This is a genomic window from Streptomyces sp. NPDC096152 (assembly GCF_044763235.1).
In the GTDB taxonomy this organism is placed as follows: domain Bacteria; phylum Actinomycetota; class Actinomycetes; order Streptomycetales; family Streptomycetaceae; genus Streptomyces.
The window spans coordinates 256,776-267,466 of record NZ_JBIWFW010000001.1; the positions used below are offsets into that span (position 1 = coordinate 256,776).

A 10,691-nucleotide genomic window follows, 5' to 3' on the forward strand; every position below is an offset into this window, starting at 1 on the left:
GGAAACTTCCGAGGAGTCACCAATATCCGGGAAGTTTCTGCCAGTCAAGGGAACGCACAGGACTCGGCGGGGGGCCGCCATCGGCGCTGTGAAGGGGGCGCGCCGACGGCGGCGTGCTGCCGGCCGCGGTACGGCGGAGAGGGTGGTCGGCGATCGCAGCCAGCAGCGAGGGCCGACACCGCACGGCGGAGACTCATCCGGCAGCCTGTGCATGGGACGAGCGGGGAGGGGGCCGGGTTCCCGGCCGGGCGCGGATCGCCGGAAGTTGGTGAGGGCGTGCTCAGCGGGGTGTGTGAGCCGACACCGCCGGCCAGTGTTCCCGCAGGGTGCGCACCGTCTCCGCGATCGACGGACGGCGCGCGGCGCCCTGACGCCACAGCGCGTACAACCGCCGTACGGGCAACGGGTCCAGCGGGACCTCGACCACCCCGTCCGGGAGCGGGCCGCGGCCCAGGCGCGGGATCAGCGCGACCCCGAGCCCGGCGGCCACCAGGGCGACGAGCGTGGGGTTCTCGTCGGCCTGGTGCACCACGTCCGGTTCGTGGCCGGCGGCCCGCAGCGTGCGCAGCAGCCAGTCGTGGCAGACCCGGCCCGGCGGCTGGCAGATCCACCGCTCACCGCCAAGCTCCGCGCGGTGCACCGCCGTCCGCCCGGCGAACGGGTGCCCGGCCGGCACGAGCAGGTCGCACAGGTCGTCCCCGACGAGCGCGTGCTCCACCCCGGGCGGGGCGGGCAGCGGCGCGATGTCCCAGTCGTGCGCGACGGCGAGGTCCACCGCGCCCTTGGCCACCAGGTCCACGGACAGATGCGGGTCGATCTCGCTGAGCCGGGCGTCGAGGGCGGGGTGCCGCCGGGCCAGGTCCGCCAGCACCGGCGGCATGAGCCCGCGCGCCGCCGAGGCGAACGCGGCCACGGTCAGCCGCCCCGAGGGCAGCCCGCGCCGCTCCTCGAGCTCGGTCTCGGCCCGCTCCACGATCGCCATCAGCTCCCGCGCCGTGGCGACCAGTTGGTGCGCCTCGTCGGTGAGCCGGACCCCGCGCCCCGCGCGTTCGAGCAGCACCGTCCTGGTCTCCCGCTCCAGCTTGGCGATCTGCTGGGACACGGCGGACGAGGTGTAGCCGAGCGCGGCGGCGGCCGCCCCCACGGTGCCGTGCGCGGAGACGGCGTGCAGGGCGCGCAGACGCTGGAGATCGAGCATGGCGGGGCCTCCCGGGGGACTGGACCGTCAGCCTAGGCTCACCGGGTCGGCCCGTCGCCGCCACGGTATCCGTAAGCAGTGCTTCATCCGTCCCGGTAGGAATCCGCGCTGGTGCTGCACGGTCCGGCGGGCGAGGCTAGACCGCATGAGACCCGCACACCTCCTCCTCGCCGTCCTGGTCGCCGCCGTCTGGGGCGTGAACTTCACGGTCGTCGAGGTCGGCCTCGGCCACTTCCCGCCCCTGCTGTTCTCGGCGCTCCGCTTCCTGGCGGCCGCGGTGCCCGCCGTCCTCCTCGTGGGCCGGCCGAAGGTCGCCTGGAAGTGGATCGTGGCGGTAGGACTGGTGCTCGGCGTCGCCAAGTTCGGGCTGCTCTTCGTCGGGATGAGCGCGGGTATGCCCGCCGGGCTGTCCTCCCTGGTCCTGCAGATCCAGGCGGTGTTCACCGCGCTCATCGCCTGCGCCGTCCTCGGCGAACGGCCCACCCGGCCGCGGGCCCTGGGCATGGCGGTGGCCCTCGGCGGCGTGGCGCTGGCGGCCGTCGACGAGGGCACGGCCGGGCCGCTCGGCGCGTTCGCCCTCGTGGTCGCGGCGGCCGCCTGCTGGGGCCTGTCCAACGTCCTCACCCGCAGGGCGTCCCCGCCGGACCCGCTGAACTTCATGGTCTGGGTGAGCACGGTGCCGGTGCTCCCGCTGCTCGGCCTGTCGCTCCTGACGGAGGGTCCGTCCCGCGACCTCGCCGCGCTGCGCGCCCTGGACTGGCAGGGCGCGGGCGTCGTCCTCTACGTCGCCTGGGTCACCACGGTGTTCGGCTTCGGCGCCTGGGGCTGGCTGCTGCGCCGCCACCCCGCCTCCACGGTCGCGCCCTTCTCCCTCCTCGTGCCGGTCTTCGGCATGTCGTCCGCGGCACTGTTCCTCGGCGAGCCGGTGAGCCCGCTGCGCTGGTGCGCGGCGGCCCTGCTGGTCGGCGGGGTGGCGCTGACGTCCCTGGCACCGGCGAGGGCGCGGGCTGCGGACGGTGCGGCGGAGACGGGGGCGGGGGATCCGGTCGGGGTGGTGGGGGACACGGTGCGGCCGGCGGAGGCGGCGGGACGGTAGGGCTCGTGGCGCCGGGCGCGGGCGTGGGAGGGCAGGACCTGGGCGCGCCGGAGGACGGTGCGGCGGGGCTCGTGGCGCCGGGGCGCGGATGTCGTCGGGAGGGGCTGGGGCGTCGGGTGGAAGGTGCGGCTGGGCTCGTGGCGCCGGGGCGCGGGTGTCGGAAGGCGGGGCCCCGTGCGTGCGGGGAGGACGGTGCCGTAGGACTCGCCCGCGCCGGCGCGGGCGCCGGAGGGCAGGGATCGGACCGCTCGGAGGGTGGTGCGGGGGCGCCGGTGGGGCGGTGCGGGGTGGCTCGGAGGGCGGTGCGGGGCGCCGGAGGGCGGTGCGGGGCGCCGGAGGGCAGGGACCGGGCCGCTCGGAGGGCGGTGTGGTGTGGGGGCGCCGGTGGGGCGGTGCTGAGTGGCTCCGAGGACGGTGCGGGGCCGTCTGAGGGGCGGTGCGGGGCACCGTGCTCAGCCGAGCGGGCGGCTTACGGGCCGTGGGGGCGGTTCCGGTCCCGGCTCGTGGGGCGCGGGTGCCTCCGGACGGGCCGCCACCGACCGGGCGCGCTGCCCGGTCCGGGGTGCCGTCGCCGGGCCGGGCAGCGCGACCAGGAGCAGGGTCACGTCGTCGTCGTGGGCCTCCGTGTCCGGGATGAGCGCCTCGACCAGCCGGTCCGCGGCCCGGTCGAGGGCGTCGGAACCGGCGGGGGCGCCCTCCAGCGCGCTGCCGAGGGCGTGGGCGAGGAGGTCGATCTGGGCGTCGATGTCGGTGCCGGGCCGTTCGACCAGCCCGTCGGTGTAGAGGGCGAGCGTGCTGCCCGGCGCCAGCGGCAGGGTCACCGCCCGGTACGGCGTGCCGCCGCCCGGATCGTTGACGCCGAGGGGCACGTCGACCGGCACGGGAAGCCGCCGGGCGGGGCCGCCGGGCGGCAGCGCGATGACCGGCAGATGCCCGGCCGAGCACAGGGTGATCTCGTCCGTCTCCTGGTCGATCACCAGGTAGCAGCAGGTGACGAGCTGCTCCGCCAGGTCGGCGACGAACGCGTCCAGCCCTGCCATGAGCCGGCCGGGCGCCATGCCCGTACGGGCCAGGGCGTGGGAGGCGGCCCGCAACTGCCCCATGACGGCCGCCGCCTCCAGGCCCCGGCCCATCACGTCGCCGATGACGACGCCCGTGCGGTGCTCGTCCAGGGGGACGAGGTCGAACCAGTCGCCGCCGACCCCGGGATCCTGGAGGGAGGCGAGGTACCGGTGGGCGCTGGGCAGGTGCGGCAGACGGGGCGGCACGCCCATGAGGCTGTGCTGCAACGTGTAGGCGATGCGCCGCTGCTGCTCGTAGCGTTCGGCGCGTTCGGCCTCGGCCTGTCTGCGTTCGGTGATGTCCCGGACGGTCAGGAAGACCAGGGTGTCCTGCTCGGCCTGCAGGGTGCTGACGCTCACCTCGGCCGGGAACTCGCTGCCGTCCCCGCGCAGCCCGTAAAGACCCCGGTCCACGACCGTCGGCTCCGGATCGCGCAGCCGCAGGTACGCGTCGAGGAGCGCGGTGTGGTGCCGGCGCCGCGAGCCGGGCACCAGCTCGTGCACGCTGCCCCCGACGAGATCGCGCGGCGTGCGGCCGAACAGCGGCTCCACCTGGGCGTTGGCCATGACGACGATGCCGTCGCCGTCGGTGATGAGGGTGGCGTCGGGAGCGGACTCCAGAAGGGCGAGGAAGCGCCGGGTGGACCGCGCGATCTCGTGCTGCGCCGCGACCCGTTCGTTGATGTCGGTGGAGACCCCGCACACGGCGTAGGGGCGGCCGGACGGATCGGTGAGCGCGAAGAGGGTGGTCAGGTAGTGCCGCGGCGCCTCCGCCACCCCGAGGAGGTCCTCACGCTGCACGGGCGTGCCCCGGGCGAGCATCTCCAGGTCGGCGGCGCGCGCGTGCCGGGCGACCTCCGGCGGCAGCACGTCCTCGTCCCGGCGGCCCAGCGCCTGCCGGCGGGAGACGCCGGTGCTCTCCTCCCACCGGGTGTTGACGGCGAGGAAGCGCCCGTCGAGGTCCTTGATGAACACCACCGCGGGCGTGTGGTCCATGAACGCCTGGAGCAGTTCGTTCTGCCGCACCTGCCACTCGGCGCGGGCGTGCGCCACCTCGACCCGGCGGCCCACCGCCAGCGCGGCGAAACTCACCGCGGTGAACACGGCCACCTGGCCGCACACCAGCAGCGCGGTGGCCAGGTGCTCCTCGTACAGCCCCGCGTTCTGGCCGGCCAGCACGAGCCAGCCCAGCAGGGGCGGAGCGACCAGGATGGCGGCGAGCAGCCTGCGGCCCAGCGCGCCCGTGGTCCCGACGTTCGTCACCAGCCCGGCCGGGCCCTCGTCCGGCCGGGCCAGGAAGGCCGCGACGCCCAGCAGCACCATGGCCAGCGCGGTGTGCAGGGCCATGCCCCGGAAGGCGCCGAGCCGGTCCAGCTGCGGCACGTCGTAGAGGAACCCGTAGAACCGGAGCAGGCCCAGGGCGAAGACGGTCAGCCCCGGGATCTGGGCCGTCCAGGCGGGCAGCCTGGCCGTGCTCCCGCACAGCGCCGCCACGCCGCCGAGCACCAGCGCCCCGGCAGCGGTCGGCGCCATGCGCCCGGGTGCCAACGTCTCCACCTGGGCCGTGTTGTCCTTGAACAGCAGCTCGTCGATGCCCAGGCTCTTCCCGGTGGCGTACTCGAGGAGTGTCAGGGCGCCGATCACAACGGCCAGGGCGGCGGCCGCGCGGGCCGCCGCGAGCGCCTGCCGGGAGGTGGGGGCGCGGGCCACCACGAACAGGGAGAGACCCAGCGCCAGCACGGCCACCGCGGTGTCCGCCTTCATGGACGCGGTCACGCCCGGGAGCACGCTCTTCAGGACCTCGATGCCGAGGATCCAGCCGGACAGGCCCACCGCGCCGAGGGCGGCGGCCACCAGGGCGGCGACCTGCGCCACCGCGCGGGCGGCGGCCAGGCTGGGGCCGTGGAACGGCAGACCCTCCGCTCCCGGGGCGGCGGGCCCCCCGGGCCGCCGCCGCTGTGCGCGCATCACGGGCCCTCTGTCCTTCGGGGACGAAATGTCTTAGATCCGTATCAACAGCTTAAATAGTGCGGCTGGGACACGACCGGGAGACATGCGCCCACTCGCGCGCTCGAGGTCCGGTGGAGCGCCTCACGAGATCCGTGGAACCCCTCACGAGCCCCGGTGGAGCGCCTCACGGGCTGCGGTGAAGCGCCTCACGGGGCTCTCAGGTGGAACGCCTCACGGGGCTCAGGTGGAACGCCGCACGGGCCCCGTGGAGCGCCCGGCGGCTCACGCCGAGTCGCTGAGCAGCCGGACCAGGTGCTCCCGGCCGGGGCCGAGCAGGTCCGGCAGCGGCGCGGCGGCCTCGTGCCACCGCTTCTCGTACTCCCAGCACAGCCAGCCGTCCCAGCCGTTGCGGGAGAGGACCTCCACGCACTCGGTGAGCGGCAGGACGCCGGCACCGAGCGGCAGCGGGCTGGTGTCGTCGGCCGAGGCGATGTCCTTGACCTGGACGTAGCCGAGGTAGGGGGAGAGGGCCGCGAAGGTCTCCTGCGGCTGCTCGCCGCCCAGCAAGGTCTGCATCACGTCCCACAGCGCGCCCACGTTGCGGTGGCCGACCGCGCCGAGGACGCGGAGGGCGTCGGTCCCGGTGCGGTGCGAGTCGTGGGTCTCCAGCAGGATCCGCACCCCGAGGTCGGCGGCGTACTGGGCGGCCGTGCCCAGGCGACGGGCCGCGGTGGCGTCGGCCTCCTCCGGGCTCTGCTCGGGCGGGGCGCCGGGGAAGACGCGGACGAAGGGGGCGCCCAGGTCGTGGGCCAGGTCGAGGAGGCCGCGGATCTCGGCGAGCACGGGGCCGTCGTCACCCGGCGCGGCCACGCGCGCGTACCCCCCGAGCCCCAGGATCTCGACCCCCTGGGCCTTGAACTCCGTGACGACCCGGTCCCGCTCGGCCTGGTCGATGCCGGGGTGCACGGGCTCCTCGGGATGGGCGCGCAGTTCGACTCCGTGATAGCCGTGGGCGGCCGCGAGCCGGACCACGTCCGGTATCGGAAGGCCAGGGACACCGAGGGTGGAGAACGCCAGCTTCATGCTCACGGACCCTACTCGCCGCACCCCGGCGGCGCCTGTCGTCACCGGGGCGTTTCGCGCGGGTCGAGGCCGGCCGGCGGTGGGGGCGGAGGCTGCGGTTCCGTGACGTCGGTCACAGGGGAATCGGCGATTAGGGGTGCGGGATAGTAGACGGCGGCCCAGGTGACATAGTCGACTATGTCCGTCTTGGTGTGACCTGTCGCGGCGCCGGGCGCTACGGCATCCCCTCTCTCCGCCGCGCCCGCCGACTTCTCCCGCCCGGCACCGTGCTGACGGGGCGTCGCCTTCTGGCGGGGTCCGCGGAGGGCGCGCCCACCCGCCGTCAACCCTCGGCAAGATCCACCGCGCGCCTACGAGGACAGGTAGTAGAAGCGCCCTTTGCGCCGGGTCCGGGGCCGTCCCAAGAATGACGACCCGCAAGGCGTCGCCGCAGACCGGAAGCGGAGTTCAAGCCTCGGCGATCACCGAGTGAGGTCACGCATGGGCAAGCATCGCAAGGACAGCCGCTACCGGCGCATAGTCGTCGCCGCCGTCGCCGTGGGCGCCGTGGGCGTGCCGTCCGTGGCCATGGCCTGCGTCGACTGGCAGGACGACGGTGGTGACACGTCCGCCGCCGCGAGGGACACCTCCCGGGACTGGTGGAACGACAGCGACCTGTACCGCGCCTGGAGCACCGACGGGGGCGGTGAGCGGTCGGGGACTCCGACCCCCTCCGCGAGCGCTTCGAAGACGGCCGGGCACCGGCACTGGCCGAAGGCCGCCAAGCCGTCGCAGCGGACCAGGCACCACACCCCCAGGGCCACCGCGTCCCACCCCACCCCGAAGGCCACGGCCTCCACCCCCGTGGCGAAGGCCACCGCCTCCGCGACCCCCACGGCGCCGAGCACCCCGAAGCCCACCGCCACGGCGTCCGGGGTCACCGCCCGGATCGTGGAACTCGTCAACGCCGAGCGCGCCAAGGCCGGTTGCTCGCCCGTGACACTGAACGCGACCCTGACCAAGGTCGCCCAGGCGCACAGCGAGGACATGGCCGCCCACCAGAACATGTCGCACACCGGCTCCGACGGCTCCTCCCCGGGCGACCGGATCACGCGGGCCGGCTACGACTGGAGCACCTACGGCGAGAACGTCGCCTACGGCTACTCCACCGCCGACCAGGTCATGTCCGGCTGGATGTCCAGCCCCGGCCACCGGGCCAACATCCTGAACTGCTCCTTCAAGGAGATCGGCGTAGGCCACGCCGGCCCCGGCGACTACTGGACCCAGGACTTCGGGGCCACCCGGTAGGAAGCGGCTTCGGGGCCACCCGGTAGGAAGCGCTGAGGGGCGCGGGGAAGCGGGGCCGCGAAGGCCCTACGCCCCTACGCCCCCACCCCGAGGCACCCCCGAGGACCCCCGCACCATCAACTCCCCGCGCAACGTGGCGATCCCGCCGGGTGGGGGCTCCTCGCGCCCCATCGCTATGCGGCCCGCCCGGGCGCCCGCCTCCGCGAGGGGGAGCCGGACCGTGGTCAGCGAGGCCACCGCGTCGACGCTGAAGGGGAGGTCGTCGAAGCCCGCCACCGAGACGTCCTCCGGGATGCGCAGCCCGGAGTCGCGCAGCGCGGCGCACGCGCCGAGCGCGACGGAGTCGTTCGCGGCGACGACGGCGGTCAACGTCGCGTCCCGGCGCAGCAGTTCCAGCGTCGCCTCGTAGCCGGACCGCCGGTCGTAGCGGCCGTACACCGTCCGGCGCGGGTCCTCCTCGATCCCCGCCGCCGCCAGCGCCGCGCGGTGCCCCTCCAGGCGGTGGCGGGTCGTGGTGCGCTCCTCGGGACCGGCGAGGTAGCCGAGCCGCCGGTGGCCGAGGCCGATCAGATGGTCCGTGAGCTGCCGGGCGCCCCCGCGGTTGTCGAAGGCCAGCGCCACCGCGTCGGTGTCCGGGGCCGGCGGCCGGCCGCACAGCACCACCGTCGTCCCGGCGTCCGCCAGCCTGCGCAGCTTCGCCGTCATGGCCGCCGCGTGCGAGGCGTCCTCGATGGCCCCGCCGGTCAGCACCACCGCGGCGGCCCGCTGCCGTTGCAGCAGCGTGAGGTAGGTCAGTTCGCGCTCCGGGGAGCCGCCCGTGTTGCAGACCACCGCCAGCCGTTCCCCGCCCGCCCGGCCACCCGGACCGCCGATCTCCGACTGGATCGCGCTCGCCATGATCCCGAAGAACGGGTCGGCGATGTCGTTCACCAGGATGCCGACGAGATCGGAGGTGGCGGCGGCGAGCGCGCTCGCGGGGCCGTTGAGGACGTAGTCCAGCTCGTCGACCGCCTTCAGCACCCGCTCGCGCGTGGTGGCGGCCACCGGGTAGTTGCCGTTCAGCACGCGCGACACCGTCGCGGGCGAGACCTGGGCGCGGGCCGCCACGTCCGCCAGGGTCACCGTCATGTCGTCGTCCTCCGGTCGCGCGTCTGGTCGTACGTCCTCGCCGGCGCGGCCCCCGGCTGCCCGCCGCCGGCCACACCCCCACGGCCCGCGGCACCCCCGTCGGCCACGCCGTGCTGCCGACCTTACGGCCCCGGCTCCCTCTCGTTCGACCCCTCGAACAACACGGCGTGGACACAGTCTTGTCCCGGCCACCGCCCGACGCCCGGCTTCATACGCGGGTGCGCCGACGTGGGCGCAGGACGTCCGGGAGGTGCCGGCCTGGACCGCGACGCGGTTCGTCGAACACGCGAGTGGAACGCGTAGGGGGACTCGCGCCGGCGCGCCGGGCGGGGGAGCGGATCGGCCCCTGAGCACGGTTCATAAGAAAATCCGGAATCCGTGCAACCTTTTCCGCGCTGCCGGTGTCGTACCTGGCATCAGAACTTCTGGAGGGGGATCTGGGGGGATCGCGGGGGTTCTGATGCAGGAGGGGAAAGCCGAGGGGGCCCGGTCCATCGGACCGGGCCCCCTCCAGGCTTCGTGCGCCTGACCGCGCCTAGAAGAACACCCCGCACCGCAGCAGCACGTTCGCGTACGGCCGTGCCTCCCCGGTCCGTACGACCAGACGCGCGCCCGCCGACAGCTCCTTGAGCCGCTCGTGGGGGACGAGTGCGAGATCGGGGAAGTGCCCGTCCAGCAGCGCGGATGCCGCCGGGTTGGCCCCGCGCACCTCCGCCGCCGCCGTCGCCCCCTCCACCACCAGCTCGGCCAGCAGCCCCTCCAGCACCTCGGCGAAGGACGGCACCCCGGCCCGGAACGCCAGGTCCACGATCCGCGGGCCGTCCGGCACCGGCATCCCCGCGTCGCACACCAGCACCCCGTCGCCGTGGCCCAGCTCGGCCAGCGCGCCGCACAGGTGACGGTTCAGAATCCCGGCCTTCTTCATACGGCCGCGACCTCCGCCGCCGTCGGGAAGGACTCCTGCGCCCCGGGCCGGGTGACGGCCGCCGCCCCGACCCGGGCCGCGTACGCGGCCGCCTCGGCCAGGGCCGCGCCCGTGCCCAGCTTCCAGGCCAGCGCGGCGGTGAACGCGTCGCCCGCGCCCGTGGTGTCCACGGCGTCCACCCGCACCGACGGCACCCGTGTGACCTCCGTGGCGGACGCCACCAGCGCGCCCCGCGCGCCCAGCGTGACCACCACCGAGCGCGGGCCGTGCGCGAGCAGCGCCCGCGCCCAGTCCTCGGGCGCGTCACCGGCGCCGGAGGAGCCCAGGATCACCTTGGCCTCGTGCTCGTTCACGATCAGCGGGTCGCACGCGGCGAGGAGCTCCCGCGGCAGCGCGCGCGGCGGCGACGGGTTCAGCACGAACCGGCTGCCGGGCGCCAGGTTCCGCACCACCTCCACGACCGTCTCCAGCGGGATCTCCAACTGCGCCGAGACCACCCGGGAGGACCGCAGGAGGCGGTCCGCCGACCGGACGTCCTCGGGGGTGAGCCGCCCGTTGGCACCGGGGGAGACCACGATGCTGTTGTCCCCGGACGGATCCACCGTGATCAGGGCGACCCCGGTCGGCGCCCCGCCGGCGAGCACGCCCGCCGTGTCGACCCCGGCCGCCCGCTGCGCGTCGAGCAGCAGCCGCCCGTGCGCGTCGTCGCCGACCCGGGCCAGCAGGGCCGTACGGGCTCCGAGCCGGGCGGCCGCGACGGCCTGGTTGGCGCCCTTGCCGCCCGGGTGGACGGCCAGGTCGGAGCCCAGCACGGTCTCCCCGGCGGCGGGCCGCCGCTCGACGCCGATCACCAGGTCGGCGTTGGCCGACCCCACGACCAGGAGGTCGTAGTCGTACATGTGTTGACTCCCCTGAGAGATGACGGGAGGCGGGCGGTCGCCGTGACCGCCCGCCGCCCGCCCG

At 75.2% G+C, this 10,691-nt stretch carries 8 protein-coding genes; 2 read left to right on the forward strand and 6 right to left on the reverse strand.

Going from position 1 to position 10,691, the window contains the following annotated elements; all coding sequences use genetic code 11:
* Positions 1-280 precede the first annotated feature (280 nt).
* On the reverse strand, positions 281-1,198 hold the full coding sequence (locus ACIQ9G_RS01135; protein ID WP_403604427.1) for a LysR family transcriptional regulator: 918 nt from the start codon (positions 1,196-1,198) through the stop codon (positions 281-283).
* 145 nt (positions 1,199-1,343) lie between these two features.
* Between ACIQ9G_RS01135 and ACIQ9G_RS01140 the strand changes: the two genes are divergently transcribed.
* Positions 1,344-2,294 carry an EamA family transporter gene (locus ACIQ9G_RS01140; protein ID WP_403604430.1) on the forward strand — a complete coding sequence of 317 codons (951 nt, stop codon included), beginning with the start codon at positions 1,344-1,346 and terminating at the stop codon, positions 2,292-2,294.
* Between the two features lie 452 nt (positions 2,295-2,746).
* Here ACIQ9G_RS01140 and ACIQ9G_RS01145 read toward each other — a convergent pair whose 3' ends face one another.
* Together ACIQ9G_RS01145 and ACIQ9G_RS01150 are read right to left on the reverse strand one after the other, a co-directional pair.
* A complete protein-coding gene (locus ACIQ9G_RS01145; RefSeq protein ID WP_403606700.1) occupies positions 2,747-5,323 on the reverse strand; it encodes a SpoIIE family protein phosphatase in 2,577 nt (858 codons plus the stop codon).
* Positions 5,324-5,587: 264 nt separating this feature from the next.
* Positions 5,588-6,388 (reverse strand): sugar phosphate isomerase/epimerase family protein, encoded by an 801-nt coding sequence (locus ACIQ9G_RS01150; RefSeq protein ID WP_403606703.1) that lies wholly within the window; start codon positions 6,386-6,388, stop codon positions 5,588-5,590.
* A 480-nt stretch (positions 6,389-6,868) separates the two neighbouring features.
* On the opposite strand from ACIQ9G_RS01150, the gene ACIQ9G_RS01155 reads away from it, so the two are divergent.
* Positions 6,869-7,675 (forward strand): CAP domain-containing protein, encoded by an 807-nt coding sequence (locus ACIQ9G_RS01155; RefSeq protein ID WP_403604433.1) that lies wholly within the window; start codon positions 6,869-6,871, stop codon positions 7,673-7,675.
* A 66-nt stretch (positions 7,676-7,741) separates the two neighbouring features.
* Here ACIQ9G_RS01155 and ACIQ9G_RS01160 read toward each other — a convergent pair whose 3' ends face one another.
* From ACIQ9G_RS01160 to ACIQ9G_RS01170, 3 genes are all read right to left on the reverse strand, one after another.
* Entirely contained in the window at positions 7,742-8,803 is a 1,062-nt protein-coding gene (locus tag ACIQ9G_RS01160; RefSeq protein WP_403604436.1) for a LacI family DNA-binding transcriptional regulator, read from the reverse strand.
* Between the two features lie 535 nt (positions 8,804-9,338).
* Positions 9,339-9,728 carry a D-ribose pyranase gene (gene rbsD / locus ACIQ9G_RS01165; RefSeq protein ID WP_403604439.1) on the reverse strand — a complete coding sequence of 130 codons (390 nt, stop codon included), beginning with the start codon at positions 9,726-9,728 and terminating at the stop codon, positions 9,339-9,341.
* Positions 9,725-10,627, reverse strand: a complete 903-nt coding sequence (locus ACIQ9G_RS01170; RefSeq protein WP_403604442.1) for a ribokinase — start codon at positions 10,625-10,627, stop codon at positions 9,725-9,727. Before ACIQ9G_RS01170 ends, rbsD begins: the two co-directional genes overlap by 4 nt.
* Between the last annotated feature and the right edge of the window lie 64 nt (positions 10,628-10,691).

Coding starts and splice junctions, on each gene's coding strand:
- ACIQ9G_RS01135 (WP_403604427.1), bottom strand. CDS start 1,198: ATGCTCGATCTCCAGCGTCTGCGCGCCCTGCACGCCGTCTCCGCGCAC.
- ACIQ9G_RS01140 (WP_403604430.1), top strand. CDS start 1,344: ATGAGACCCGCACACCTCCTCCTCGCCGTCCTGGTCGCCGCCGTCTGG.
- ACIQ9G_RS01145 (WP_403606700.1), bottom strand. CDS start 5,323: ATGCGCGCACAGCGGCGGCGGCCCGGGGGGCCCGCCGCCCCGGGAGCG.
- ACIQ9G_RS01150 (WP_403606703.1), bottom strand. CDS start 6,388: ATGAAGCTGGCGTTCTCCACCCTCGGTGTCCCTGGCCTTCCGATACCG.
- ACIQ9G_RS01155 (WP_403604433.1), top strand. CDS start 6,869: ATGGGCAAGCATCGCAAGGACAGCCGCTACCGGCGCATAGTCGTCGCC.
- ACIQ9G_RS01160 (WP_403604436.1), bottom strand. CDS start 8,803: ATGACGGTGACCCTGGCGGACGTGGCGGCCCGCGCCCAGGTCTCGCCC.
- rbsD (WP_403604439.1), bottom strand. CDS start 9,728: ATGAAGAAGGCCGGGATTCTGAACCGTCACCTGTGCGGCGCGCTGGCC.
- ACIQ9G_RS01170 (WP_403604442.1), bottom strand. CDS start 10,627: ATGTACGACTACGACCTCCTGGTCGTGGGGTCGGCCAACGCCGACCTG.